28 protein-coding genes are annotated in these 24,187 nt (G+C 63.2%); 11 read left to right on the top strand and 17 right to left on the bottom strand.

Annotation, left to right across the window (positions count from 1 at the left end; translation table 11 throughout):
• From NKI06_RS08255 to ybgC, 8 genes are all read right to left on the bottom strand, one after another.
• Positions 1 to 274: PP-loop family protein (locus tag NKI06_RS08255; RefSeq protein ID WP_352984807.1), on the bottom strand; the 274-nt coding region annotated here is incomplete at its 3' end.
• 51 nt (positions 275 to 325) lie between these two features.
• Complete coding sequence (gene ybgF, locus NKI06_RS08250) at positions 326 to 1,408, bottom strand: tol-pal system protein YbgF (RefSeq protein WP_023733018.1); 1,083 nt, start codon at positions 1,406 to 1,408, stop codon at positions 326 to 328.
• A gap of 211 nt (positions 1,409 to 1,619) precedes the next feature.
• Positions 1,620 to 2,126, bottom strand: a complete 507-nt coding sequence (gene pal / locus NKI06_RS08245) for a peptidoglycan-associated lipoprotein Pal (protein ID WP_023684182.1) — start codon at positions 2,124 to 2,126, stop codon at positions 1,620 to 1,622.
• 249 nt (positions 2,127 to 2,375) lie between these two features.
• Positions 2,376 to 3,680 (bottom strand): Tol-Pal system beta propeller repeat protein TolB, encoded by a 1,305-nt coding sequence (gene tolB / locus NKI06_RS08240; protein ID WP_023673841.1) that lies wholly within the window; start codon positions 3,678 to 3,680, stop codon positions 2,376 to 2,378.
• Between the two features lie 38 nt (positions 3,681 to 3,718).
• Positions 3,719 to 4,876: a cell envelope integrity protein TolA gene (gene tolA, locus NKI06_RS08235; RefSeq protein ID WP_023673842.1), complete on the bottom strand. Its 1,158-nt coding sequence runs from the start codon at positions 4,874 to 4,876 to the stop codon at positions 3,719 to 3,721.
• A 7-nt stretch (positions 4,877 to 4,883) separates the two neighbouring features.
• Positions 4,884 to 5,336, bottom strand: a complete 453-nt coding sequence (gene tolR, locus NKI06_RS08230; protein ID WP_023673843.1) for a protein TolR — start codon at positions 5,334 to 5,336, stop codon at positions 4,884 to 4,886.
• A gap of 9 nt (positions 5,337 to 5,345) precedes the next feature.
• Positions 5,346 to 6,056, bottom strand: a complete 711-nt coding sequence (gene tolQ / locus NKI06_RS08225) for a protein TolQ (RefSeq protein WP_023673844.1) — start codon at positions 6,054 to 6,056, stop codon at positions 5,346 to 5,348.
• 311 nt (positions 6,057 to 6,367) lie between these two features.
• Positions 6,368 to 6,838, bottom strand: a complete 471-nt coding sequence (gene ybgC / locus NKI06_RS08220) for a tol-pal system-associated acyl-CoA thioesterase (RefSeq protein ID WP_352444886.1) — start codon at positions 6,836 to 6,838, stop codon at positions 6,368 to 6,370.
• A gap of 64 nt (positions 6,839 to 6,902) precedes the next feature.
• On the opposite strand from ybgC, the gene NKI06_RS08215 reads away from it, so the two are divergent.
• Positions 6,903 to 8,153 carry a glycoside hydrolase family 5 protein gene (locus tag NKI06_RS08215; RefSeq protein ID WP_352984805.1) on the top strand — a complete coding sequence of 417 codons (1,251 nt, stop codon included), beginning with the start codon at positions 6,903 to 6,905 and terminating at the stop codon, positions 8,151 to 8,153.
• 144 nt (positions 8,154 to 8,297) lie between these two features.
• On the opposite strand, the gene NKI06_RS08210 is transcribed toward NKI06_RS08215, so the two are convergent.
• From NKI06_RS08210 to NKI06_RS08185, 6 genes are all read right to left on the bottom strand, one after another.
• Positions 8,298 to 9,200 carry a metallophosphoesterase gene (locus NKI06_RS08210; protein ID WP_352984803.1) on the bottom strand — a complete coding sequence of 301 codons (903 nt, stop codon included), beginning with the start codon at positions 9,198 to 9,200 and terminating at the stop codon, positions 8,298 to 8,300.
• Between the two features lie 136 nt (positions 9,201 to 9,336).
• The gene (ruvB, locus tag NKI06_RS08205; RefSeq protein ID WP_023688958.1) at positions 9,337 to 10,374 is read right to left on the bottom strand and encodes a Holliday junction branch migration DNA helicase RuvB; all 1,038 of its coding nucleotides are present in this window, start codon (positions 10,372 to 10,374) and stop codon (positions 9,337 to 9,339) included.
• A gap of 43 nt (positions 10,375 to 10,417) precedes the next feature.
• Positions 10,418 to 11,038, bottom strand: a complete 621-nt coding sequence (gene ruvA, locus NKI06_RS08200; protein ID WP_023668770.1) for a Holliday junction branch migration protein RuvA — start codon at positions 11,036 to 11,038, stop codon at positions 10,418 to 10,420.
• 10 nt (positions 11,039 to 11,048) lie between these two features.
• Positions 11,049 to 11,555 (bottom strand): crossover junction endodeoxyribonuclease RuvC, encoded by a 507-nt coding sequence (gene ruvC / locus NKI06_RS08195; protein WP_352760782.1) that lies wholly within the window; start codon positions 11,553 to 11,555, stop codon positions 11,049 to 11,051.
• 67 nt (positions 11,556 to 11,622) lie between these two features.
• A complete protein-coding gene (rcdA, locus tag NKI06_RS08190; protein WP_023688956.1) occupies positions 11,623 to 12,153 on the bottom strand; it encodes a protease adaptor protein RcdA in 531 nt (176 codons plus the stop codon).
• Between the two features lie 386 nt (positions 12,154 to 12,539).
• The gene (locus NKI06_RS08185; protein ID WP_023668767.1) at positions 12,540 to 12,920 is read right to left on the bottom strand and encodes a hypothetical protein; all 381 of its coding nucleotides are present in this window, start codon (positions 12,918 to 12,920) and stop codon (positions 12,540 to 12,542) included.
• Between the two features lie 311 nt (positions 12,921 to 13,231).
• Between NKI06_RS08185 and NKI06_RS08180 the strand changes: the two genes are divergently transcribed.
• A complete protein-coding gene (locus NKI06_RS08180) occupies positions 13,232 to 13,783 on the top strand; it encodes a DUF2269 family protein (protein WP_023694595.1) in 552 nt (183 codons plus the stop codon).
• Between the two features lie 7 nt (positions 13,784 to 13,790).
• On the opposite strand, the gene NKI06_RS08175 is transcribed toward NKI06_RS08180, so the two are convergent.
• A complete protein-coding gene (locus NKI06_RS08175) occupies positions 13,791 to 14,561 on the bottom strand; it encodes a sulfite exporter TauE/SafE family protein (RefSeq protein ID WP_023668765.1) in 771 nt (256 codons plus the stop codon).
• Positions 14,562 to 14,792: 231 nt separating this feature from the next.
• On the opposite strand from NKI06_RS08175, the gene NKI06_RS08170 reads away from it, so the two are divergent.
• A complete protein-coding gene (locus NKI06_RS08170; protein ID WP_023728625.1) occupies positions 14,793 to 15,290 on the top strand; it encodes a GNAT family N-acetyltransferase in 498 nt (165 codons plus the stop codon).
• Here NKI06_RS08170 and NKI06_RS08165 read toward each other — a convergent pair.
• A complete protein-coding gene (locus NKI06_RS08165; protein ID WP_023704892.1) occupies positions 15,247 to 15,684 on the bottom strand; it encodes an Lrp/AsnC family transcriptional regulator in 438 nt (145 codons plus the stop codon). The genes NKI06_RS08170 and NKI06_RS08165 overlap by 44 nt on opposite strands.
• 129 nt (positions 15,685 to 15,813) lie before the next feature.
• Between NKI06_RS08165 and NKI06_RS08160 the strand changes: the two genes are divergently transcribed.
• The 3 genes from NKI06_RS08160 to NKI06_RS08150 all read left to right on the top strand — a co-directional run bounded on the left by NKI06_RS08160 (position 15,814) and on the right by NKI06_RS08150 (position 18,633).
• Entirely contained in the window at positions 15,814 to 16,731 is a 918-nt protein-coding gene (locus NKI06_RS08160; RefSeq protein WP_352984800.1) for a DMT family transporter, read from the top strand.
• Positions 16,732 to 16,874: 143 nt separating this feature from the next.
• The gene (locus tag NKI06_RS08155; RefSeq protein WP_352984799.1) at positions 16,875 to 17,522 is read left to right on the top strand and encodes a thiamine phosphate synthase; all 648 of its coding nucleotides are present in this window, start codon (positions 16,875 to 16,877) and stop codon (positions 17,520 to 17,522) included.
• A gap of 46 nt (positions 17,523 to 17,568) precedes the next feature.
• On the top strand, positions 17,569 to 18,633 hold the full coding sequence (locus tag NKI06_RS08150) for a tetratricopeptide repeat protein (RefSeq protein ID WP_352984798.1): 1,065 nt from the start codon (positions 17,569 to 17,571) through the stop codon (positions 18,631 to 18,633).
• Positions 18,634 to 18,642: 9 nt separating this feature from the next.
• On the opposite strand, the gene NKI06_RS08145 is transcribed toward NKI06_RS08150, so the two are convergent.
• Entirely contained in the window at positions 18,643 to 19,659 is a 1,017-nt protein-coding gene (locus NKI06_RS08145) for a zinc-dependent alcohol dehydrogenase family protein (RefSeq protein ID WP_352984796.1), read from the bottom strand.
• Positions 19,660 to 19,760: 101 nt separating this feature from the next.
• On the opposite strand from NKI06_RS08145, the gene NKI06_RS08140 reads away from it, so the two are divergent.
• The 5 genes from NKI06_RS08140 (at position 19,761) to NKI06_RS08120 (ending at position 24,187) form a co-directional block, all read left to right on the top strand.
• Positions 19,761 to 20,624 carry a LysR family transcriptional regulator gene (locus NKI06_RS08140; RefSeq protein ID WP_352984795.1) on the top strand — a complete coding sequence of 288 codons (864 nt, stop codon included), beginning with the start codon at positions 19,761 to 19,763 and terminating at the stop codon, positions 20,622 to 20,624.
• 141 nt (positions 20,625 to 20,765) lie between these two features.
• Positions 20,766 to 21,332 (top strand): elongation factor P, encoded by a 567-nt coding sequence (gene efp, locus NKI06_RS08135; RefSeq protein ID WP_023668757.1) that lies wholly within the window; start codon positions 20,766 to 20,768, stop codon positions 21,330 to 21,332.
• Between the two features lie 22 nt (positions 21,333 to 21,354).
• Entirely contained in the window at positions 21,355 to 22,155 is an 801-nt protein-coding gene (locus tag NKI06_RS08130) for an inositol monophosphatase family protein (RefSeq protein WP_023684166.1), read from the top strand.
• 110 nt (positions 22,156 to 22,265) lie between these two features.
• Entirely contained in the window at positions 22,266 to 22,982 is a 717-nt protein-coding gene (trhA, locus tag NKI06_RS08125; protein ID WP_023688947.1) for a PAQR family membrane homeostasis protein TrhA, read from the top strand.
• Positions 22,983 to 23,161: 179 nt separating this feature from the next.
• Positions 23,162 to 24,187, top strand: a complete 1,026-nt coding sequence (locus tag NKI06_RS08120) for a MotA/TolQ/ExbB proton channel family protein (RefSeq protein WP_023668754.1) — start codon at positions 23,162 to 23,164, stop codon at positions 24,185 to 24,187.

The following is a 24,187-nucleotide window of genomic DNA, read 5'->3' as shown; positions in this document are numbered from 1 at the left end:
ACGGCTTGGCGCCGTGCCAGTTGAGCGTCAGGTGCGCGATGCCGCGCTCGGCACAAAGCTTTGCCACGCTGCGCGCTTCGGCTGCTGCTTCCGGACGCAGGCCGTGGTCGATCGTCACCGCCAGCAGCCGGGCTGTCGGGGCGCTGCGGTCGAGGTGAGCCTTGAGGAGAAGAAGGAGGGCGGTCGAGTCGCTGCCGCCGGACACGGCCGCAAGCGCGCCGTTGGTAAAGTCGATCTGCGAAAAATTCGAAAGGTCAGGCTCGGTATCGAGCATCAATGCATGTCGCGCAAAAGTGGTCCCGGTTCTGGGACAACACGGCAAAGACTAGCACGCCGCCAGCGCCCTCTCCTGCTTGACGCGTTCCTTGAGCGCGGCCGAAATATCGGGATAGCGCTTGCCGATCTCGCCGAAGGTGGCGCAGGCGACATCCTTCTGCTTGAGGCCGACCAGCGACACGCCAAGCTTCAGGAGCATGTCAGGCGCCTTCTTGGCCTTCGGATAGTCCTTGCTGGCGGAGAGGAAAACCTCGGCAGCGTCATGATACTTCTGCTGGCCAAGCAGCGATTCGCCAAGCCAGTAATGCGCGTCCGCCGCCTTGGCGTCCTTCGGGAAGCGGGCGATGTGGTCGCGAAAACCCTGCTCGGCGGTGCTGTAGTCGCCCGACAGGATGAACTGGTAGGAGTTGCGGTAGATCTCTTCCGGGTTGTTGGTGGCAGGCAGCGCCGCCACCACGGTGCCGTCCGACTTGCCGGTCTTAGCCCCGGCAGCCGGCGCCTCGGCGGCGGGAGCCGCACCTTCCGCCGGCGCCGCTGCCTGCGTGTTGCCGCCGGCGTCGATTACATTGCCGTTCTTGTCGACGGTGATGGTGCCGAAGGTCTTGGGCGGCGTGCCGTTGATCACCTTGCCGGGATCGCCGGTCTGCGATTCGACGATGACCTCGCCGACGCTCTGGCCGCCATCCGACTGCGCGCCGGCATCGGCCGGCGCCTGGTCTGCCGGGGCCTCGGCGACGCCGGTGCCCGCGCCACCGTCCTGCGGCGCGGCCTCCGATTTCTTCTGGGCCGGCGGCTGCCCGCTGGAGCCGCCTTCCAACTGCTGGAAGCGGAACTCGTTGTCTTCCTGCTGCTTGCGCATCTGCTCCTGCATCTGCAGGATCTGGAAGTTGAGTTCCTCGAGCTTGCCGTTCATCTGCCGGAGCTGATCTTCCAGCCCCGCGGCGGCGGTGCCGTCCTGCTGCTGCGCGATCTGTTGCTGCTCCGGCTTCTCCTTCTTGCCGAAAATGCCGAGCGTCGGCAGATGGAAGGAAAAGCCGCTATCCGCGGGTTGTCCGGTGCCGCTCGCGGAAGCCGCGAAGCCTGATACGAGCAGCAGCGCAAGCGTGCCGCTCAAGACCGATCTGAAATGCATGTGCCTCTCGCCGTGAATATCGTGAGCCTGTTCGCGCCTTCCGATCACAGTGGGACCGGCACGACGCCCTCGGCTTTTAGCAGGAGGCGAGACTTCGGCCAAATTTTGTTTCCGGGTTTGTTTCCGGGGCCGAAACTAAAAAAGGCGGCCACAAGGCCGCCTTTCGCATGGAGGTGTTGCAATTATGCGACTAAGGCCGCCGTCTTACTCATCAGGAGCCGGCGCCGGAGAGCGTGGTGACGGCGCGGCGATTCTGCGACCAGCAGGAGATGTCGTCGCAGACCGCGACCGGACGTTCCTTGCCGTAGGAAATGGTCTTCAGGCGGCTCGCCGAAACGCCCCTGGCGACCAGGAAGTCGCGGGTGGCGGCGGCGCGGCGGGCGCCGAGAGCCAGATTGTATTCACGTGTGCCGCGTTCGTCAGCATGGCCTTCGACGACGATGGCGTACTGCTTGTACTGGTTGAGCCACTGTGCCTGCCGCGACAGCGTCGTCTGCGCATCGGCGCGGATCGCGGTCGAGTCCGTGTCAAAGAAGATGCGGTCGCCAATGTTGACGGTGAAGTCCTGCGCCGAGCCCGGCGTTGCGGCACCCGCGCCATTGAGACCGAGATCGGCAGCGTTGTTCGGGGTTTTCTTCGAGGCGCAACCGGTGATGGCGAGCATCGCGATCAGGGCGATCATCGCCGGGTTTCTGGTAAGTGCTGCGATACGGCCCATGCCGCCTCTCCTTCGTATTCGAGTGATCGTATTTCGAGTGATTTCGTTGATCACCCAGTAACCACGTTTGGGTTAACCGGCATTCAAGAAATACGGTTAATGTTTGGTTTCGATCGTCCGTCCACGACCTTCAAATCCACGGTCACAGTTGGCGCGGACCCTAGGCGGAAATGCGGCCGAAACGCGACTAATGAATGGAAAAGGGGCCAAACGGGCCCCTTTTTAGCAGGTGTGGCAATTCGGCCGAACCTACTCCAGCAGCGGCGACCAGGCGGGATCCGACGCGAAATTCGCGGTCGGGATCGACTGTTCGTTGCGGCCGGTGAGATCGACGGAAACCAGTTTTGGGCCGCCGGCGGAGTCGCGGAAGAACATCAGCACGCGGCCGTTGGGCGCCCAGGTCGGTCCCTCCTGCTGGAAGCCCGAGGAGAGGATGCGCTCGCCCGAACCGTCGGTCTTCATGACGCCGATCTGGAATTCGCCGCCGGTCTGCTTGGTGAAGGCGACGAGGTCGCCGCGCGGCGACCACACCGGCGTCGAATAGACGCCGTCGCCGAACGAAATGCGGGTCTGGCCCGAGCCGTCGGCGCCCATCACATAAATCTGCGCACGGCCGCCACGATCGGAAGTGAATACCACCTTGCTGCCGTCGGGCGAATAAGAGGGCGAGGTGTCGATGGCGGTCGAGTTGGTCAGCCGGGTGGTCGAGCGGCTTCGCAGGTCCATGGCGAAGATGTTGGAATTGCCGTCATCGCGCAGCAGGCTCATGATCACCTTCTGGCCGTCGGGCGAGAAGCGCGGCGCAAAGGTCATGCCGGGAAAGTTGCCGACCAGTTCGCGCTGTCCGGTCTCGATCTGCAGCAGATAGACCCGCGGCTGGCCGCTTTCATACGACATGTAAGTGATTTCCTGCCGATTCGGCGAGAAACGCGGCGTCAGCACGATCGAGCGGCCATCGGAGAGATAGCGCACATTGGCGCCGTCCTGGTCCATGATGGCGAGCCGCTTCTTACGCGCATTCTTGGCGCCGGATTCGTCGATGAAGACGACGCGTGTGTCGAAATAGCCCTTCTCGCCGGTGAGCTTCTCATAGATCGCATCGGCGATGATGTGGGCGACACGGCGTTGATTTGCGTCGTTGGCGAAAAACTGCTCCCCGGCTATCTGCTGGTTGCCAAAAATATCCCATAGTCGGTACTGGGCGCGGATTCGGCCGTCCGCCTCCTTGCTCACGCTGCCGGTGACCAGCGCCTGCGCATTGATCACCTTCCAGTCGTCGAAACGGGGCTGCGCATCCGGATTGGCGATCTTCTCGATGAAGGCGTTCTTGTCTATCGGTGCGAAGAGACCGGAGCGCTTCAGGTCGGCGGTGACGATCTCGGAAATCTGCGCGCCGAGCCCTCCCTGGAAATCTGGGATGGCGATCGGCATCGGTTCGACATTGCCTTTGTTGACGTTGAGCTCGAGGGTTGCTCGAGCAGGCAAGGTGACGACGGCGTTCATGCCCATCGCCATCGCGGCGACCATCAGGAGCGGCTTGAGGATGGATTTCATGTCTTCTCGCTTCTCTTGCTGATTTCTGGGTGCTCAGGCTACAGGCCAAGCATCGCTCTGGGATCGAAGTTGACGCGAACGTCGGACCAAATGTCATGCTTTCCGGCGGGCACCTGCAGGCCGGCGACATCGCATTTCTGCACAGCGCGAACCGCGCTGCTGTCGAATTGGGGGTTGCCGCTGGACTTCTCGACGGTCGGACGGCCCTCCAGCTTGCCGGAGGCATCCAGGCTGAAACGGATCACCACGGTGAAATCCTCAGAACCCTCAAGCCCAACCGGGAGGGTCCAGCAGCCACCGAGCTGTTCTTCCAATGCCCCTTGCTCGGACTTCGACAGCTTCTGGCCTTGATCCTTGTCGCCGCCTAGCGATGCCTGCTGGGTCGAGCGCTTGGCGCCGCCGCCGGATGGCTTCTGCTTGTCGAGCAAAGCCTTGATGTCAGCCTCATTGAACTGCTTGTCATCCGACTTCGGCTTCGACGAGGCTTCCTTGACCGGCTTGTCGGTGTCCTTGCGGTCCGGAGCCTTCGCGCTTTCGGCCTGCGCAGGCTGCGGCTTCGGCCGTGCTTCGGGAGCAGGAGCGGAAGTCGGAAGCTGCGCTTCTTCCAGAGGCTGCTGATCCGATATGGCTTCGGCGACCGCATCGGGCTTCACGCGTGGCTTCGGCTCTATGGCGGCGGTCGTGTCCGGCTGCGGTGTTGGTGCAGGCTCCTTCACCGGGGTCGGCTTCGGTTCAACCTGCTTCACCGGCTCGGGCTTGACCTCTTCCTTCGGCTGCGGCTCCGGCGCCACCTCCGTCGCAGGTGTCGGCTTCGGCGCTTCCTTTGGCTTCGGCGTGTCCTCGGTCTTCGGCTTTTCGGTCGGCGTCGGCGCCGGAGCAGCCGTCGCTGTTTTCTCCACCGGCTTCGGCTTGGGCTCGTCCGTCACCGGCTTGTCGGTATCAACGCTGTTCTCGCCGATTTTCTGTGCATCTGGCACGATGTCGGGACGCTTGGTCGGCATCGGCGCCGGCTTTTCGTGCATCACCGCCTTCTTGTCGCCCTGCAGCGTCTGCGCAATGGCTTCCATGGGAACGATGTCGACCGCTATCGACTCCACATCCGTGGACGGCAGCGCGGCCGGCGCCGACAGGGTGAACAGGCCGAAAGCCAGTGCCACCGTATGCAGTATCACCGATGTGGTGAGGCCGGTCTTCATCGTGCGTCTACTGATCCTGTTGCTGCAGTGAAATCAGGCCGATATTCTTGTAGCCGGCGGCCTGGATGAGGGCCATGACCTCCATCGCGGCGCCATAGTTGGTCGCCTTGTCGCCGCGGATGAAGATGCGCTCTTCGTAGCCGGTCTTGGAAATCGCCTGCAGTTTGGCGACCAGCTCTTCCCTTGGGATTTCGGTCTCCTGCAGGAAAATCTTGCCGGCCGCGTCGATCGAAACGGTGATCGGCTGGGTGTCGGCGTTCATAGCCTTGGCCTTCGTCTCCGGCAGGTCGACCGGCACTCCGACCGTCAACATAGGTGCGGCGACCATGAAGATAATCAAGAGCACCAGCATCACGTCGACCATCGGCGTGACGTTGATTTCCGACATCAATGCATGGTGGCGGCCGCGCCGCCTGTGTCCGCGCCCGCCGCGTCCTGCCATGCCAACCGACATACCCATCTTCTTACCTCAGCCCTTAGGCGCTACTTTTTCATCGATTTGGCGCGAGAGTATGGCGGAGAACTCGTCCGAGAACCCTTCCATCCGCACCGCGATCTTGTTCGCGTCGGATGACAGCTTGTTGTAGGCGATAACCGCTGGAATGGCGGCGAGCAGACCGATGGCCGTCGCCAGCAGCGCTTCGGCAATGCCGGGTGCGACAACCGCGAGACTGGTGTTCTTCGAACCGGCAATCGCCTGGAACGAGGTCATGATGCCGATGACGGTTCCGAACAGGCCGATGAAGGGTGCGGCCGAACCAGTGGTGGCGAGAAAGCCGAGACGGCCCTCCAGCTTCTCCATCTCGCGCGTCAACGCCAGGTCCATCGCCTTGTCGATGCGGGTCTGCAGGCCGAGCGGCGATTTGGCCCCCTTCTCGAAGCTCTTCTTCCATTCGCGCATGGCGGCGACGAAGATCGCACCCATGCCCGTGGTCTTGCGGTCGGCAAGCGTGCGATAGAGCTCTTCCAGCGACTGCCCCGACCAGAACACCTGTTCGAAGCGATTGAGCGACAGACGCATGCGGGCATAGCTGACCAGCTTGTCGACGATGATCGCCCAGGTCCAGACCGAGGCGCAGAGCAGACCGATCATGACCAGCTTGACCACCCAGCTGGCCTGTGTGAACAGCGCCCAAATCGACAATTGCGCTGCCGGATCGGCGAGTGCGGTAGTTTCCATGCTTCAGTCCTTAAGATTTTCCGGGCATCGCTGGCGGCTGGCCCATGGGCATCCCTTGTGGTCCGTTCGCGCTTGGCTTCCGGATTACCCCAAAATGCACCGTTGGCGGCCTTTTCGGGGCAAATATTGGTGAAAGGAAGGCGCGCGGATTCTTCCAATCTTCACCGATCTCTTCATGAACCGTTATGGTTAAGGATGGGTTAGGAAATATGGCGCGGCGCATTGCCGCGCCAAGGCACGACGCGGGCCATCCATCCACAATCGAATGCGCTGCCGATTGGCCGCTCGTTGCCGGCCGGCAGGCCTGGATATCAGCTTGCTCCTGGTAGAAAGGCCGCGATCCATTCTTTCGGAAAGCGCTTCGGCCGGCCGTTCTCGCCGATGATCGCCGCCTCGACCTTTGCTTCGACCAGAACCTCTGTCCCGCGTTTCAATTGCTGCGCCATGACGATGCGGGCGCCGGAAATATCCTGCGTTGATGTGTCGATGGTCAGGATGTCGTCCATGCGGGCAGGCGAGCGGAAATCTATCTCCATCCGCCGCACCACCCAGACGATCCGTTCGCCGTGCTTGCCTTCGTGAAGTTCTGTGTGGTGGACGCCCGCCAGCCTGAGATAGTCCGAGCGGCCGCGCTCGAAGAATTCGAGATAGCGCGCGTGGTAGACGACGCCGGAGAAGTCGGTGTCGGCATAGTAGACCCGCGCCATCAGCCGATGGCCGAATTCCGTCAAGGCTCCGGAAAGCCAGGCAGCAAGCGCCGCCGATTCACCATGATCGTCCATCGCGCTTTCCTTTTTGCCCCCGGCGGGGCACCTGTCTTGCCGAAATCACCAGCGCAGCAAACCGATGGCACTGTTGACGGCGATGATCAAGACCGTGATGGCAGCGCTGCTGGTGCTGGCGTCGTCTGCGCTTCCCGGTCAGGCCGCGAGCTTTTCGATGAAGCGCGGCCTCAACCTCGACCAGTGGACGACCTGGGTCGGGGAAGACAAATGGAACGACCGACAAGCCATCCTGCCCTATCCGGAATGGCGCAAGTTCCTCGACGAGGGTGACCTCAAGGCGCTGAAGGCCGCCGGTTTCGACTTTCTGCGCATGCCGGTCGACCCCTCGCCGTTTATGTCGGACCAGACGCTGGCGCTGCGCGACGACCTCTATGCCAGCGTGCGAGACTCGGCGCGCATGATCAACCGGGCCGGTCTGAAAGTGATCGTCGACATGCATCTAATCCCCGCCGGCGGCGGCCGCGAGATCGGCATGGGCCAGGTGATGGACGATCCCGCAACCTTCGACGCCTATGTCGAGGTGATCCGCAAAATGGCGCGCGCGCTGGCCACCGAGGACCCGGCGCAGGTCGCTTTCGAGCCGATGAACGAGCCGATCGTCGACTGCGACAGCGATGGCACCAGCCTGTGGCCGGAGCGTCAGCAAAAGCTGTTCGCGGCCGCGCGCGCCTCGGCCACCAGGCTGACGCTGATCCTGACCGGCGCCTGTTATTCCAGTGCGGTTTCGCTGGTCAGGATCGACCCAAAGTCGATCCCCGACGACAACATCATCTGGACCTTCCACTCCTACGACCCGTTCCTGCTGACCCATCAGGGCGCGACCTGGGCCGGCGATTTCATTCTCTATGTTACCGGCCTGCCCTATCCGCTGACCGCGGTGCCGCGCGCCGAACTCGATGCGATGCTGGATGCGATCCGCGCCAAGATAAAAGCCGAGGCGCCATGGACCAGACGGAACGGCCTGCTCGCCTATCTCGATGAACAAGTCGCCAGCATGGACACGGAGGAAAAGCAGCTCGGCGTCATGGATGCGCCGTTCGAAAAAGTCGAAGCGTGGGCGAAGGCCAACGGTATCAAGCCGGAAAACATCACGCTGGGCGAGTTCGGCATGATCCGCCAGGAGTATGGTAATCCCTATGTGATGCCGCCCAAATACCGCGCCGCCTATGTCAAAGACATGATCGCGCGCGCCGAGGCGCATGGCTTCTCATGGTCGGTGTGGAGTTTTGGCGGCGCCTTCGGCATCGTTGATGCCTTCAACGGCGAAAAGGCCGAACCCGCCGTGATGGATGCAATCCGCTCGCTCCATTAGCCCTAGGGCATGTCGAGAATCAGGTCAGGCCGAGTCGAAAATGAGGGGTCCGAGAACCGGAACGGAGCGGACTTTGATCCGTGACTACCGGAAGCGCAGGAACACCTCATTTGCAGGCCGGCATCACCTGAATACCGGCATGCTCTAACCGAGGTCGATCTGTAGTATTTCCGGCCGCATGCCGAAGCGCACCGGTGCGATGCTGAAGCCGAGCCCGCCTGACACGATCAAATTGCGGTCATTCTCGACGACATGGCCATAGGCGAAACGGTTGCCGAAGCGGGACGGCACCACCGGTGAATAGCCGAACAGCCTGACCTGCCCGCCATGTGTGTGGCCCGACAGCGTCAGCGAAACCCGCCACGGCACTTTCGGGAAAATGTCAGGCTCATGCGCAAGCAGGATGATCGGTGCCTGGTCGGTGATCTTGGCCAGCGTGCCGTCGAGATCGTCGAGGCCTTCAGATTTGTCGCGGCCTGCGGCCTTGTTCGGTAACAGGGCCAGCTGGTCGGCGAGTCCGGCGATCCAGAAGCCGTATCCATTCTTTTCCAGACGCACAGCGTCGTTCTCCAGAACCGAGATGCCGGCTTCCTCCAATGCCTTGCGCGCCACAGTCGGCCCCGCTCCGGCCTGCTGCGCGAAAGGATCGTGCCACCAGTCGTGATTGCCGAGGATCGACAGGACACCAAGCGGCGCCTTCAGTCCTGACAAGGCCGGCGCCCATTCATGGGCCTCCACCCGGTTCGTCACCAGGGACATGCCTGAGATATAGTCGCCGAGCAGTACGATCAGATCGGGCTGCAGCACGTTCGCACCCTCGACGAGCGAAGCGATCCGCTCAGGCGTCATCCAGGGGCGGCAGGCGTGAATATCGGCAAGTGCTACAACGCGCAGCTTCAAGCCCGCCGGCCAATGCGGCGGCGTCAGCCGGTAGCGCTTCACATGGGTCAACAGCATCGGCTCGATGCCGACCGCATAGGCACTGAGCGACGCCAGCGAGAGGAACGAACCCCCGACGAATTTCAGGAACCCGCGTCTGGTGATCACTTTTCTGGCTCCGACGCTTGATCGGAGCAGTTCGCGCCGACACTACGACGCCCGATAGCATCCAGGAATGCGCCTTCACGCTGGCAGGCTTGAGGAAATTCTGCGCAGACAGCCCGTTCCGGAGGACAAATCTCCGTTACTCTTCCTGGAACAGGTTGATCTGCTGCTGCGCCAGATCCTTCGGTGCGTCGAGGCCGAGATGGCGCCAGGCATTGGCGGTCAGCACGCGGCCGCGTGGCGTGCGTTGGATGAAACCCTGCTGGATCAGATAGGGCTCGATAATGTCCTCGATGGCGTCGCGCGGCTCGGACAGGCCGGCGGCGATGGTTTCGATGCCGACCGGCCCACCACCGAAATTGCGCGCGATCATCGAGAGATAGCGGCGGTCGAGCGCGTCGAGGCCGAGCGCGTCGACCTCCAGCCGCGTCAGGGCTTCGTCGGCAACCTGCTTGTCGACGTGACCGTCGCCGGCAACGGAGGCGAAGTCGCGCACCCGGCGCAGCAGCCGGCCGGCGATGCGCGGCGTGCCGCGGGCGCGACGTGCGATCTCCAGCGCGCCATCGTCGCCAAGCGGCATTTGCAGGATGCGGGCGCCGCGCCGCACGATCTGCTCCAGTTCCTCGACAGAATAGAAATTGAGCCGCACCGGAATGCCGAAACGGTCGCGCAGCGGGTTGGTCAAAAGGCCGAGCCTGGTGGTGGCGGCGACGAGCGTGAAGCGGGCAAGATCGATCTTGACCGAGCGTGCCGCCGGACCTTCGCCGATGATCAGGTCGAGCTGGAAATCCTCCATCGCCGGATAGAGGATTTCCTCGACTGCCGGATTGAGCCGGTGGATCTCGTCGATGAACAGTACATCGCGGTCTTCCAGATTGGTGAGAAGTGCGGCGAGATCGCCGGCCTTGGCGATCACCGGACCGGAGGTCGAGCGGAAATTGACGCCGAGCTCGCGCGCCATGATCTGCGCCAGCGTTGTCTTGCCAAGCCCCGGCGGCCCGACGAACAGCACATGGTCAAGCGCCTCGCTGCGGCCCTTGGCGGCCTCGATGAAGACTTTGAGGTTGGCCCGCACCGCGGCCTGGCCGACGAAATCGGCGAGCGTCTGCGGCCGCAAGGTCTGCTCAGCATCCTCGCCGCGCTTTTCCGGGGCAATGAGGCGGGGTGAAAGGCTCATGCGGCCTTCCTCGCACAGGGCAAAGGACCGGACAAGCAATCACTCACCGCGCCAGTTCCTTCAGCCCGAAACGAATGAGCTTCGAGGCATCGGCGTCCTCGCCGGCCGTCTTCAGCGCCGCCGCGACAGCATTGGCTGCGGTGTCGCGCGAATAGCCGAGATTGACCAGCGCCGAGACGGCGTCGGTGATCGGCGCCGGCGCCACGCCTTCCCCGAGCTCCTGCTTAAGGCCGATGGTGCCGGAGGCGGTTCCGGCATAGGCCGGCGCCTTGTTCTTCAATTCGGTGACGATGCGCTCGGCCACCTTCTTGCCGACGCCTGGCGCGCGGCTGACCATGGCGATGTCGCGCAGCGCGATCGCATTGGCGAGGTCGGCCGGCGCCAGCGTCGACAGGATGGCCAGCGCCACCTTGGCGCCGACGCCTTGCACATTGCTCATCAACAGCCGGAACCATTCGCGCTCAAGCACCGATTGGAAACCGTAGAGCCGGATCATGTCCTCGCGCACATAGGTCTCGATGAACAGCACCACCGCCTCGCCGGGCGAAGGCAGCGCGGCCAGCGTGCGCGCCGAGCAATAGGCGACATAGCCGACGCCGTGCACATCGACGAGGCAGAAATCCTCCTCGATCTCGTCCAGCGTGCCTTTCAATTTGCCGATCATGCGTGATCCCTCATGCCAGCGCCATCCTGTAGGCGACGCTTTGCCGGTGATGCGCGTGGCAGATGGCGATAGCCAACGCGTCTGCGGCATGTTCGGTGTCGAAAACGGCTTTCGGCAACAGCACCTTTACCATCATGTGGATCTGCTTCTTGTCGCCATGGCCAACGCCGATCACCGCCTTCTTGACGGCATTGGGGGCATATTCGGCGACGACGAGGCCGGCGCGCGCCGGCACCAGCATGGCTATGCCGCGCGCCTGGCCGAGCTTCAGTGTCGCCACCGCATCCTTGTTGACGAAGGTTTGCTCGACGGCCGCTTCCTGCGGCATGGCCGCATGCAGGATCTCGGCCAGCCCGTCATGCAATTGGCAGAGCCGTGTCGCCAGCGCGGCCTTGTCGTCGGAGCGTACGGTGCCGGAGCTGACAAAGCGCAGCGAGTTGCCGAGGCTCTCGACGATGCCCCATCCGGTGCGCCTCAGCCCCGGATCGATACCGATAATGCGAATCGCTTCCCTCATGCGCGAAGTCTACCTCCGGCGCACAGCGATGTCAGGGAAATGTGAACAAACCGGAAACGGGAAGCGTTTAACCTCGAGCGAAAGCCGTATTCAGCAGCGTGATCTGGTCGGAAACCGGATTGGCGCGGCGGCCTGTTACCGGCGTCTCGGCAAACGCGCCGCCATAGATCTCTTCGTCCATGCGGCGCACCAGCGCCTGCAGGCGCAGCGAGCGGGTGACGAGGTCGAGGAAATCCTTCGGCAGTTCGCCCCAGCCGACCGCTTCGTCATGCGCCGAGGCGGTGTCGAGACGCACCTTGGATTTTTCCGAGGCGACCTGGTCGCGGGTCATCTCGCCGGAATTTGCCGCCCGCTGCAAAAGCAGCCAGGAGGCGACCTGCATCAGCCTTGTGGTCAGCCGCATCGATTCGGCCGCATAGAGCGTCGCCGCCAGTCTGGACAGCTTCTTGGCCTCGGCCCGGCCCTTGCCGTCAAGATATTCCGCTGCTTGCTCAACCAGGCCCATGCCTTCCTGGTAGAGCGGTTTGAAGGATTGGGAGAAAACCCGGCGTTCCGCCAGCTTGATGGTTTTCGCGCTGCCCTTCGAAGGCTCGTTCATCGATACGCCCCTGCACTGCCCCGTCGGCTGATTCGGCTTCATCGCCGTCACGCCGGCACCCTAGATGACTGAAGCTTGAAAATGCGCTTCGCCGCCGGTGAAGGCAAGCACATGTTTAACAAACGGTTAACGCCTGTGCAGGGGCGCCAAGCGGACCAAAAGCAGACAAAAAAAGAGCCGCGGATAAGGCGGCTCTCAGGAGTTTAACAGGGAGGCGTCAAACGAAGTGGCTCCAACCACTCGGTAAGAATCCAGATCACTGGATGGACATAGTAAACACCTGTAAAGCTTAATGAACCCTTAACGGCGCGGATATTTCTTGATCGACCGCTGCCCTTCTGTGCCGTATCAGCACAACGGCCCCCGGAGCCTGATCGTCAGCTTGTTCATGCCTTCTTCCACACAGCCGGCAAGGAAATGAAGGCGAACAGCAGCATCGCCGCATAAAAGCCCATCGAGGAGGAAGCCAGCACCGGCTCGATCTCCGGATGGCCGGCAAGTTCAAAGTAAAGCCCAATCATCAGTGCGATGCCGCAGATTGCCGTCAGCCAGAAATGCACGACGGCAATCGTCTTTTGCCCGACCGCTGGAAACAGGTGGTAGAAGAAGGCAAACACCGCCGACATCAGCCAGCCCGCCACCATGGTGTGCGCGTGGGTCGGCATCTGCCCATGGTCATTGGAGATCGCCATATGCAGGCCGAGCGCCATGCCGCACAGGGAATAGATGACGGCCAGGGTGAAGAAATTTCGTGCTACGCCTTGCATGGGATACCCTCGTTGGTTGTTGCAGACTTGGTCCGACCGCGCGCGGCCAAAATGGAGCGTCGGTCGCGAGCGGCTTAGTCCCCGCAGGTTTCAGGATCATGCCGCGAAACCAGCCAATGCCGACACGGCGTCTATCCGGCAAATGCCGGGTATTGTGCGGGCTGGCGGTAAAATCCGGCGACGGCGCCACCGCAACAAGCCGGCACCCACGCGGCATCTTCTGGATACATGTACGGAGATAATCCGCCCTCCTTCGGAAGCAGACGCGCGATAGCAGCGTTTACCCCCGGAACGATGCACAAGGAGCGGCAATGGACTGGTATTCTCTCTTCAAATTCCTGCATGTCATGGCAGCGATCCTCTGGCTCGGCGGCGGTTTCGCCATGCTGCTGGTTTCGATACTCGCCGATCGCGACGGCGACGACGAGACGCTGATGGTCATGCTGAGAACGACGGACAAACTCGGCTTGCGTCTGTTCGTGCCGGCGTCTATCGCGACCCTGGCTTCTGGTCTGGTGCTGACTTCGCTATGGACCGGCTTCTCCGACCTTTGGGTCGTCATCGGCCTTTGCGGCTACGCCGCCGCGTTTCTGACCGGTATCCTCGTGCTGAAGCCTTCGTTCGAAAAGCTTGCCACAATGCTTGCCGCGGACGGCATGACCCCGGCTGCCATAGCGTTTGGGCGCCGCATGATACGGATCGTCAAGTTCGATTTCGTCATCATGATCGTCGTCGTCGCCGACATGGTGCTGAAGCCGACCGCGCACGACATCGCCACTCTCGGCGCCATGGCGGTCGTGGTCGTTGGTGGTGCATCGCTGACCTTTGCGAGCGCCCCGCGAACCAAACCGGCAGCCGCCTGAGCGGGATTTAGAGCAGGCCGGCGATCCCGTCCCAAAGCAGCTTGACCGCGACCACGGCCACGGTCGCGTAGGTGAAGGGATAAAAAATCTCCGGCCGCATGCGCCGCACCAGCCAGGCGCCGGCGATGGTGGCCAGCGGCGCCAGCGGCATCAGCACGGCCGACGCCGTCAGGTTGGCGGTGTCGAACTGGCCAAGCGCGAAGTAGGGGATCAGCTTCAGCGCGTTGGTGGCGGCAAAGAAGATCGCCGATGTCCCCGACAGCACCTTCGGATCGAGCCGGATCGGCAGCGCATAGACCTGGAAGGGGGGCCCGCCGACATGGGCGACGAAGCTGGTGAAGCCGGCGACGGTGCCCCAGAAGGCGGCGGCGATGCGGTTGGGCGCCGCCGCATGGTCGGAACCGTGGCGGAACTGGAGATAGAGCCAGCGCAGCACGAAGATCAGCGCGACAGCGCCGACGATCAGCCGCACCATCTCTTCGGTTACGAGCGCTGCCGTCAGCCAGCCGAGCCCAATGCCGATCACCGCGCCCGGCATCATGTCGACCAGCATCTTTCTGTCGTAGACGCCCCACCACGTCCACACCGAAACGATGTCCATCAGGCACAGGATCGGCAGCAGGATGGCCGCCGCCTGCACCGGCGGCATGGCCAGCGCCATCAAAGGCACGCCAACGAAGCCGACAGCGCCGCCGAAGCCGCCTTTCGACAGCCCGACAAGTATCACCGCCGGAATGGCGGCGGCATAAAACCACGGATCGGCGAGCAGACCTGACATGAACTGGAAATGCTGGAGGGAAGACGGTTGCCCTGCAATAGCCCAGAAACCCTTGCGCCGCGACCGGGAAAATGCCGGCCGTGTCGATCAACTGTGCGTAAAGCGACGGTTCCGGATTTACGGCAAGATCGCCGCCGATGCATAAGGGCGCCGTCCGATGCACATCAGGTTTTGACCCCAGGTTTTGGCCCCAGGTTTTGACCCCAGGTTTTTGACCCCAGGTTTTTGACAATGAGCGAACCCCACATCCGCCGCGCCGAAGCGGCCGACCTGCCTGCCATCGTAGCCATGCTCGCCGACGATCCGCTTGGCCGCAGCCGCGAGGATGCGACCGAGCCACTCGCCAAGGCCTATCGCGACGCCTTTGCCGCCATCGACGCCGACCCCAACCAGTTTCTTGCCGTGATGACGGATAGCGGCCGCGTCATCGGCACGTTGCAGATCAGCTATCTCGCCGGGCTGTCGCTGCAGGGCGCCTTGCGCGGCCAGATCGAGGCTGTGCGCGTCGCCGCGGACCGCCGCGGCGAACGGCTGGGACAGCGTCTGCTGGAATGGGCGGTCGAACAGTGCCGTGAACGCGGCTGCAAGATTGTCCAGCTGACCACCAACAAGAGCCGCCAGGACGCGCATCGCTTCTATGACCGGCTCGGCTTCAAGGCCAGCCACATCGGCTACAAGCTGGAGCTTAATTCAGTGGCGGCGGACGGCGCCGGATCGGCTGCGCCTTGATGATGGCGGTGCTGGTCTCCGCCTTGTCGGCGATGCGGTCGAGAAGCTTGTCGAGCTCGCCGATGGAGCGCACGTAGAGCCGGGCCACGAAACAGTCGTCGCCGGTGACCTTGTCGCATTCGCCGAATTCCGGGATCTCCTCGATCAGCTTCTGCACGATGTGCAGCTTGCCCGGCAGTGGCCGCACCCGCACGATCGCCTGCAGCGGAAACCCCAGCGCCTCCGGGTCGATCTCGATGGTGAAGGCGCGGATGACGCCGCGTTCCTCGAGCCGCCGCAGTCGTTCCGAGACGCTCGGCGATGACAGCCCGACCTGCTGCGCCAGATCCTTCAACGAAGTCCGCGAATCCAGGATCAGGATGTCGAGAAGCTTTCTGTCCAACTCGTCCAGCATTTTCATCTCCTCGCAAAAGGGCAGCGCGCGCCTTATTAAATAAGGTCCTGCCCCCATATCACCTTTCATAGGGTATATAAACCCTCAAGACGGCATGAGATTATGGCCTCAACAGATAGAGGTATTGTCATGGACAACACGGTACGCGGCACGATCGAGATGACGGCGGCGATGACGATTGTCGGCACGATCGGCTGGTTTGTCGTCATGTCGGGCCAGCCCGTTATGGACGTGGTGTTCTGGCGCTGCGCCTTCGGCGCGGTGGCGCTGCTGATCACCTGCGCGGCACTCGGGCTGCTGCGCGGCAGGCTGACGCTGCGCATTGTTGCCATCGCCGCTCTTGGCGGCGCGGCTATCGTCATCAACTGGCTGTTGCTGTTCAGCGCCTTCTCCCGCGCCTCGATCTCGATTGCCACGGCGGTCTACAACACGCAGCCCTTCATGCTGGTCGGCTTCGGCGCGCTGTTCTTCGGCGAGCGGCTGACACTGGCCAAGCTGACCTGGCTCGGCATCGCCTTCGCCGGCATGCTGCTAATCGTGCAGACAGGGCCCGATGCGGGTGTCGGTTCCGGCATAACCGGCACAGATTATGTCATCGGCATCGTCATGGCGCTCGGAGCGGCCTTCTTCTGGGCTGTCGCGGCAATCGTCGCCAAGAAGCTCAAGGGCACCCCGCCGCATCTGATCGCGCTGATCCAGGTCTGCGTCGGCGTCGTCATGCTGGCGCCCTTTGCCAACCTCTCGCATTTGCCCGCCGATGCCTGGAGCTGGGCCATGCTGGCCACGCTTGGCGTCGTTCACACCGGCCTGGTGTACATATTGATGTACGCCGCCATCCAGAAACTGCCGACGCATCTGCAGGGGTCGCTGTCCTTCATCTATCCTGTCGTTGCGATCCTGGTCGATGTGATGGCCTTCGGCCACCGGCTGCATCCGGCCCAGTTCGTCGGCGCAGCCGCCATCCTGATCGCCGCCGCCGGCATGAATCTCGGCTGGACTTTGTGGAGGGCCAGATCGCCGGCCGAAAGCCCGCAAGCCGTCAAATGAGCCGCAGAGCGTCGGCTCGCCGGCGATCGTAAACCAAAGCCATCGCATCGATCCCCGCCCGCCTGTTCAAGGCGGGCGCTTTGTTCTATGCCGCAATGCAACCATCTTCGCCCGGCATAGGCGAAACCCGGGATCGAAAGCCAATGAACGACGCAACACCCCCCAACCGCTGCCGCATCGTGCTGATCGCACCCAGGGACGCTCCGGCGCGCCGCATTGCGGCTGCCTTCGACGGCGGTGATATCGCTTCGCTGATCCTGCCTGAAAACGGCATGGACGAGGCTGCCTTCCAGGCTTTTGCAGAACAGATCGTACCGGCCGCGCAAGCGGCCGGCATCGCCGTCATCATCGCCGGCGATACCCGCATTGCCGGCCGTGTCCAGGCCGACGGCATTCATGTCGAGGTTTCCAAGGACGCGCTCGCCGAGACCATCGAACACTTCCAGGGCAAGATGATGGTCGGCGCCGGTGGCGCCAAGACGCGCGACGACGCGCTGGAACTCGGCGAAACCAGACCCGACTACATCTTCTTCGGCCGCTTCGGCTACGACAACAAGCCGGAACCGCATCCGCGCAACCTGTCGCTCGGGCAATGGTGGGCGGACGTGATTGAGATCCCTTGCGTCGTTATGGCCGGTTCCGCCATCGCTTCGGTAGAAGCGGTCGCCGCCACTGGCGCCGAGTTCGTGGCGCTGTCCAGCGCCGTCTTCGCCGAAGGCGCCGATCCGAAGGCGGCGATTGCTGCCGCCAATGCGCTGCTCGACCAAACCGCGCCGCGCTTCGAGGGCTGACGTGCGCCGACCTGGACTTCCTCTCGCGATTCTCGTCGCAGCCCTGATGAGCGGGGCAGCGATCGCGGCGGAGACCGTTCCGCTGCCGCTGCCGAGGCCGGACACCAGCCCGCCCGCCCTCAGCGTGCCGGATGCGGTCGCCCCCGATGCGGGTGCCCCAAAAGCCGGTGCCACCGATTTCGGCGTCCATATCCACACGCCGATCGACAAGACGGGTCCCCAGCCCGCGACCACCGCGCCGCTGCCGTCGGCCGACGCCATCAACCCCGAACGTTTCGGCGCCAAGCCGGCGGACCCCGCCTATGGCGCTTTCCAGCGCGGCCTTTACAAGACGGCCTACAATCTGGCGTTGGTGCGGGCTCAGAATGGCGACCCGGCGGCGCAAACGCTGGTGGCCGAGATCCTATCGCGCGGGTTGGGCGTGCCGCTCAACCCAGCGGAAGCCGCCAAATGGTATGCGCAGGCCGCCGAGCAGGGGATTCCTGAATCGCAGTTCCAGTATGCGCTGATGCTGCTCGACGGCCGCTACGTCAAGAAGGACGAGAAGGGAGCTTATGCGCTGATGCAGGCCGCCGCCGAGGCCGGCAACCGGCTGGCGCAGTTCAACTTCGCGCAATTGCTCGTGCAGCAGGATCCGGGCGCTGCCGGCCTCGCCCCGGCTGTGCCTTATTATGAGCGTGCCGCGGCGACAGGGCTTGCCGACGCCCAGTATGCGATGGCGCAGGTCTATGCCAATGGCGTCGGCGGCAAGACCCGCGACGATGGAAAGGCCCGCAGCTTGCTGGCACAGGCTGCCAGGCAGAACTACGACACCGCGCAGATCGATCTTGCCGCCTGGATGATCGAGGGCCGGGGCGGTGTTCGCGACCTGAAATCCGGCTTCAACTGGATGAAGCAGGCAGCTGAAGGCGGCAATGTCGCTGCCCAGAACCGGTTGGCAAAGCTCTATATGGGCGGCATCGGAACCGACCCCGACCTGATCCTGGCCGGGGCCTGGTATGTGGTCGCCCGCCGCGCCGGCCTTATCGATCCGGAGATGGACGATTTCCTGCAAGGGCTGACCGACGATCAGACAAAGCAAGCCTTGCAGAAGGCCAACCGCCTGCCCTGACACGCAACGTCACTGTGTATGATCCAGCACGACCTTGCCGAAGGGAGAGCCGTGTTCGAGATGGCGAAAGGCCTGCGCTGCCTCTGCCCATGGGAAGACCCGGTCGATCACCGGCCGCAGCCGATTGACGGCGAGCGCCCGGTTCATCGCTTCGAAGGACTCGCGCGAGCCGACCGGTATGCCGCGTGCTTTCACCTGGCGGCGGAAGATGTCGAGCGGATTGATCACCCCTTCGCTGCCGCCGAGATAGCCGATGACGTTGATCTGGGCGCCGCGCGCCGACGCCTTGAGCGACTGCGCGAAACTTTGGGGACCACCGACTTCGATGATGTGGTCCGCGCCACGGCCATCGGTCAGCGCCAGCACGGCCGACGACCAGTCCGGATTGTCGCGGTAGTTGATGCCGTGATGCGCGCCGAGCTCTTTGGCCCGGACAAGTTTCTCATCGCTACTCGACGTAACGACGACCCGCGCGCCGGCCGCCTTCGCGAACTGCATGGCAAACAGCGATACGCCGCCCGTGCCGAGGCTGAGCACGGTCTCGCCCGGCTTGAGGTTGCCTTCCGTAAACAAGGCATGCCAAGCGGTGACGGCGGCGCAAGGCAATGTCGCCGCCTCTACGTCGCTGAGATGCGCCGGCGCGATGACAGCCGCCTGTTCGTCCAGCCGGGCGAATTCGCTCAGCAAACCGTCGATCGGGCCGCCGCGCTGGTAGGAAGGTTCGGCCATGGCGAAGCTGCCGCCGACCCATCGCTGCCAGAAGGTGCCGCAGACCCGGTCGCCAACCTTGAAGCGGCTGACCTCGGGGCCAAGCCCGACGACCTCGCCGACGCCGTCGGAAAGCGGCACCAGCGGCAAGGGGAATGTCGTGTGATAGCTGCCGCGCGCGATCTCGACATCGCGATAGTTGAGCACCGTCGCCTTGACGCGGACGATCATCTCCTGACGGCCGGGCTCCGGCATTGGTCGTTCGACCATCTTGAGATTGTCGATGCCGCCCGGCTGCTGCAGTTCGATCGCCTTCATTGTCGTCGTCCTTTCGTTTGAAAGGAAAATTGCTTGCCAGGCGATGGATTTCAAATTCATAATGTTTACAATGATTATGCTTACGAGACATGGTTCTAGCTATGCTTGAGGAATTGCGCACGCTCGCCCTGTTTGCCGAGGAGGGCTCGATCCAGAAGGTCGCCCGGCGCCTGCCGCTGACGCAGCCGGCTGTGACCCGGCAAATCCAGCGGCTGGAGGACATGCTTGGCACGACGCTGCTCGACCGCCGGCAAAAGCCGCCGCGACTGACGCCGACGGGGCTGGAAGTGCTGGCGCGCGGACGCGATATCATCGCTTCCGTAGAAGCGCTGAAATCCTTCGCCGGAAAGACCGAGCCGGAAGGACTGTTCCGCCTGGGTCTCGCCCATGGCCTCTCGGACCGCGACATCGCCGGGGCCATCGGCAACGCCGCGGCGGCGTTCCCGAAAGTGTCGCTACGGCTCAAGACCGGCTGGAGCGCCGAACTGATCGATCAATTCGAACGCGGCGAGCTCGATGTGACGATTGTTCTGCGATCGTCGGATAAGCCAGGCCCGGAAGCGCTTGGCACTGAACGTCTTGGCGTCATAGCTGCGTCCACCGTCCCCGATCCGGAAGACGGTGGCCGGACACCCATGCCGTGGGTGCTTAGTCCGGCCCCTTGCGACGCGCGCCAGAAACTCATGTCCGTTCTGGTCGGCGGAAGGCGTTATTTCGAGATCGCGGCGGAGATACAGGATCCGGCCTTGCAGATGGAATGGGTCCGTCGGGGGCACGGCCTTGGGCTAGTGCCGTTGCGTCTTGCAAGGCGCGGACTTCCCGACGGCCTCATGCTGGTCAACACGGAAGATGTCGACCTTTCCTTGCAGGTCGCCGCACTTCGTTCGCCTCATCTCAACCGGCAGACTGAGGCTGCGGACGCCATCGTCGAGGCCGTCGGCAAAGTCATTGCGGCCCAGGTTTGAGGCTACCAGCCCTTGTCGGGCGATCTGGCATCCCTTGCCTCTCCTGCCGATTTGTGGTCTTGGGAGCCCGAAATCGCTTGTCCAGCGACCATCCTCATATCAACGGCCAAGCCGTTGCTAGCATCCCGGATCAATCTCATCATGGCCAAGATCAATGGCAACGAAATCCGTCCCGGCTATGTCATCGAGCACGATGGCGGCCTTTGGGTGGCGGTCAGGACCAACACCGTCAAGCCCGGCAAAGGCGGCGCCTACAACCAGGTCGAACTTAAGAACCTGATCAACGGCACCAAGCTCAACGAGCGCTTCCGCTCAGCGGAGACCGTCGAGCAGATCCGGCTCGATCTGAAAGATTTTTCCTTCCTCTACGCCCAGGACGACGCGCTGGTGTTCATGGACACGCAGAGCTACGAGCAGCTCGAGCTGGCGAAGGATTTCGTCGGCGACCGCGCCGCCTTCCTGCAGGACGGCATGATGGTGACGGTCCAGCTCTATGAGGACAGGCCGATCGGCATTTCGCTGCCCGACCAGGTGACGCTGACCATCACCGAGGCCGACCCGGTGGTGAAGGGCCAGACGGCCGCGTCCTCGTACAAGCCGGCGGTGCTGGAAAACGGCATCCGCGTGCTGGTGCCGCCATTCATCGGCGCCGGCGAACGCATCGTCGTCGACACCAACGAACTCACCTACATGCGCCGCGCAGACTGACGCGTAGGCAGGAACAGATACGATGGCACGCTCCGCACTTCTCAATGTCATGGTCCAGGCCGCCATGAAGGCCGGCCGCTCGCTGTCGCGCGACTTCGGCGAGGTGCAGAACCTGCAGGTGTCGATGAAGGGACCGGGCGACTATGTCAGCCAAGCCGACCGCAAGGCCGAGGACATCCTGTTTGCCGAACTGTCGAAGGCGCGGCCGGGCTATGCCTTCCTGATGGAAGAGCGCGGCATGATCGCAGGGGACGACGACCAGCACCGTTGGATCGTCGACCCGCTCGACGGCACCACCAATTTCCTGCACGGCATTCCGATCTTTTCCATCTCGATCGCGCTGGAGCGACAGGGCCAGTTGGTCGCCGCCGTCATCTACAATCCGGCAATGGATGAGCTCTACACCGCCGAGCGCGGCGGCGGCGCCTTCATGAACGATCGCCGGCTGCGCGTTGCCGGCCGCAGCAAGCTCACCGACTGCGTCATCGGCTGCGGCGTGCCGCATCTCGGCCGCGGCCAGCACGGCAATTTCCTCGTCGAGTTGCGCAATGTGATGGCCGAGGTCTCGGGCGTGCGCCGCCTGGGTTCCGCGGCGCTCGATCTCGCTTATGTCGCGGCCGGCCGCATGGACGGCTTTTGGGAAACCGGCCTGTCGGCCTGGGACATTGCCGCCGGCCTGCTGCTGATCCGCGAGGCCGGTGGCTTCGTCTCCGACATGGATGGAGGCCAGGATATGCTCGAGGCGGGTTCGCTCGTCGCCGGCAACGAGGTCATCCAGCGCGCGCTGCTCAAGGCGGTGAAGAAGCCGCTTTCGGCGCGCTGATCACTTGGCATGCCGGCGCGGCGTGCTGAAGCGCCGCGGTCGCAAAACCGCAATCAAAGCTTGAAATACTGCCCGGCGGCCGCCCAGATAAGGGTGACGCAGGATTTTTTATGACGAGCATACCTTCACTATCCTCGCGAGAAGCGCAGCCAGACCAGCCAGTTGAAATCCCTTATGTCGGGCGTTGGCACTACTCGCGTGCGGAGATGATCGCCGATGGCATCGTCCATGCGGTCGGCATCGTGCTGGCGATAGCAGCCGGCTCGGCCTTGCTGGCACTGGCCGCCTTCCATGCCGGTCCCGGCGAATACATCGCCGCCGCCTTCTTTGTGGTGTCGCTGCTGACTGTGCTGTCGATTTCGCTGACCTACAATCTGTGGCCGGTGACGTCGCCGGCGAAGTGGATCTTGCGGCGCTTCGATCATGCGGCGATCTACCTCCTGATCGCCGCGACCTACACGCCCTTTCTGGCCCAGCTCGACGGCTCGCCGCTGGCGCTGCCGATGATTGTCCTTGTCTGGACCGCTGCTTTGACCGGCATTGCCATGAAAGTGTTCCTGCCCGGCCGCTTCGACCGTCTGGCCATTGTCTTCTATCTCGCCATCGGCTGGAGCGGCGTCGTCCTGGTCAAGCCGCTGGTGGCGACGTTGCCGACGACTTCGATCGCGCTGATTGTCGCCGGCGGCATCGTGTACTCCTGCGGCGTCATCTTCTTCGCCTGGAAACGCCTGCGCTTTCACAATGCCCTCTGGCACGGCTTTGTCGTCACCGGCGCCGGGCTGCATCTTGCCGCCATGGTCGACTGCCTGGTCGTCAACCGCCTCTGAACGGCGTGGTGCGGCCCGACAGTCGGGCAATATTGCCAAGCGCCATTCAATTTGGTCACAATTCCGTTTAGAGTCGCGAATTACGTGATCGGCGGCACTGGAGCAGTTCCAGGGAAGTATGAGCGGCTTCCCGTTCGGAATTGCGTCAAGGCAAATAGAGCATCGGAAACGGGGCACGGATGGCTTTTCTCAGATCCTTCGGCGTGGGCAGGCGTTCTGATGTCCTGATGTACGATCCGCACAAACTGTCGAGCCCGCAGGTCTTCCTCCTGACCATGGTCATCTTCCTGGTCATCGTCGCCTTCATCGCCGCCATCCTCACCCGCCAGATCTCGACCGCTTTCGGGAGCAATCCCGGCCTCAATGGCCTCATCGTCGGCGTCCTTGTGGTCGGCATCCTGCTCGCCTTCGCCCAGGTCGGACGACTGTTTCGCGAAGTGCGCTGGGTCAATTCCTTCCGCGCCGGTTCCGAAACCACCGAGCCGGTGCTGCTGGCGCCGATGAAGGCGATGATCGGCCGCTCCTCGACGGTCGCCTTCTCGACGTCTTCGATGCGCACCATGCTGGATTCGATCGCCACCCGCCTCGACGAAAGCCGCGACACCTCGCGCTATCTCGTCGGGTTGCTGGTGTTCCTCGGTCTGCTCGGCACCTTCTGGGGCCTGCTCAACACCATCGGCTCGATCCGCGAAACCATCGAATCGCTCGATCCCGGCACCGGCGACGCCGCCGCCGTGCTCGATTCGCTGAAGCAGGGGCTGTCGGCGCCGCTGGCCGGCATGGGTACGGCCTTTTCGTCCTCGCTGTTCGGCCTTTCCGGGTCGCTGGTGCTAGGCTTCCTCGACCTGCAGGCCGGCCGCGCGCAGACCCGCTTCTATACCGAGCTTGAAAACTGGCTGTCCTCGGTCACCGATCTCTCCTCCGACATCGCCGTCGCCGACCCGGCCAAGACTGAATCCTCCGACGAGATCCGGGTCCTGTCGGAACGGCTGCGCAGCATGCAGGAAAGCGGCGGCGGCTCCAATCCGCGCGTCGCCACCGCCATGGCCAATCTCGCCGACGGCATTTCCGGACTGGTCAAGAACATGCGCTCCGAGCAGCAGATCATGCGCGACTGGGTCGAGGCCCAGTCGGACGAGCAGAAGGCGATGCGCAACACGCTGGAAAAGATCGCCGACGCGCTGAAGAAACCCGGGGTCCACTAG

The organism is Mesorhizobium sp. M0772 (genome assembly GCF_040320135.1).
Classification (GTDB): Bacteria; Pseudomonadota; Alphaproteobacteria; order Rhizobiales; family Rhizobiaceae; genus Mesorhizobium.
Note: the sequence above shows the minus strand (reverse complement) of the source record. Positions and strands in the feature narration are given on the sequence as shown.

Coding starts and splice junctions, on each gene's coding strand:
- tolQ (WP_023673844.1), bottom strand. CDS start 6,056: ATGGAAACTACCGCACTCGCCGATCCGGCAGCGCAATTGTCGATTTGG.
- tolR (WP_023673843.1), bottom strand. CDS start 5,336: ATGGGTATGTCGGTTGGCATGGCAGGACGCGGCGGGCGCGGACACAGG.
- NKI06_RS08180 (WP_023694595.1), top strand. CDS start 13,232: ATGGACTGGTATTCTCTCTTCAAATTCCTGCATGTCATGGCAGCGATC.
- NKI06_RS08155 (WP_352984799.1), top strand. CDS start 16,875: ATGAACGACGCAACACCCCCCAACCGCTGCCGCATCGTGCTGATCGCA.
- rcdA (WP_023688956.1), bottom strand. CDS start 12,153: ATGAACGAGCCTTCGAAGGGCAGCGCGAAAACCATCAAGCTGGCGGAA.
- ybgC (WP_352444886.1), bottom strand. CDS start 6,838: ATGGACGATCATGGTGAATCGGCGGCGCTTGCTGCCTGGCTTTCCGGA.
- tolB (WP_023673841.1), bottom strand. CDS start 3,680: ATGAAATCCATCCTCAAGCCGCTCCTGATGGTCGCCGCGATGGCGATG.
- tolA (WP_023673842.1), bottom strand. CDS start 4,876: ATGAAGACCGGCCTCACCACATCGGTGATACTGCATACGGTGGCACTG.
- NKI06_RS08185 (WP_023668767.1), bottom strand. CDS start 12,920: ATGCAAGGCGTAGCACGAAATTTCTTCACCCTGGCCGTCATCTATTCC.
- pal (WP_023684182.1), bottom strand. CDS start 2,126: ATGGGCCGTATCGCAGCACTTACCAGAAACCCGGCGATGATCGCCCTG.
- NKI06_RS08150 (WP_352984798.1), top strand. CDS start 17,569: ATGAGCGGGGCAGCGATCGCGGCGGAGACCGTTCCGCTGCCGCTGCCG.
- ruvC (WP_352760782.1), bottom strand. CDS start 11,555: ATGAGGGAAGCGATTCGCATTATCGGTATCGATCCGGGGCTGAGGCGC.
- ruvA (WP_023668770.1), bottom strand. CDS start 11,038: ATGATCGGCAAATTGAAAGGCACGCTGGACGAGATCGAGGAGGATTTC.
- ruvB (WP_023688958.1), bottom strand. CDS start 10,374: ATGAGCCTTTCACCCCGCCTCATTGCCCCGGAAAAGCGCGGCGAGGAT.
- NKI06_RS08145 (WP_352984796.1), bottom strand. CDS start 19,659: ATGAAGGCGATCGAACTGCAGCAGCCGGGCGGCATCGACAATCTCAAG.
- NKI06_RS08160 (WP_352984800.1), top strand. CDS start 15,814: ATGGACAACACGGTACGCGGCACGATCGAGATGACGGCGGCGATGACG.
- ybgF (WP_023733018.1), bottom strand. CDS start 1,408: ATGCATTTCAGATCGGTCTTGAGCGGCACGCTTGCGCTGCTGCTCGTA.
- NKI06_RS08120 (WP_023668754.1), top strand. CDS start 23,162: ATGGCTTTTCTCAGATCCTTCGGCGTGGGCAGGCGTTCTGATGTCCTG.
- NKI06_RS08165 (WP_023704892.1), bottom strand. CDS start 15,684: ATGCTGGACGAGTTGGACAGAAAGCTTCTCGACATCCTGATCCTGGAT.
- efp (WP_023668757.1), top strand. CDS start 20,766: ATGGCCAAGATCAATGGCAACGAAATCCGTCCCGGCTATGTCATCGAG.
- NKI06_RS08140 (WP_352984795.1), top strand. CDS start 19,761: ATGCTTGAGGAATTGCGCACGCTCGCCCTGTTTGCCGAGGAGGGCTCG.
- NKI06_RS08215 (WP_352984805.1), top strand. CDS start 6,903: ATGGCACTGTTGACGGCGATGATCAAGACCGTGATGGCAGCGCTGCTG.
- NKI06_RS08170 (WP_023728625.1), top strand. CDS start 14,793: ATGAGCGAACCCCACATCCGCCGCGCCGAAGCGGCCGACCTGCCTGCC.
- NKI06_RS08175 (WP_023668765.1), bottom strand. CDS start 14,561: ATGTCAGGTCTGCTCGCCGATCCGTGGTTTTATGCCGCCGCCATTCCG.
- trhA (WP_023688947.1), top strand. CDS start 22,266: ATGACGAGCATACCTTCACTATCCTCGCGAGAAGCGCAGCCAGACCAG.
- NKI06_RS08130 (WP_023684166.1), top strand. CDS start 21,355: ATGGCACGCTCCGCACTTCTCAATGTCATGGTCCAGGCCGCCATGAAG.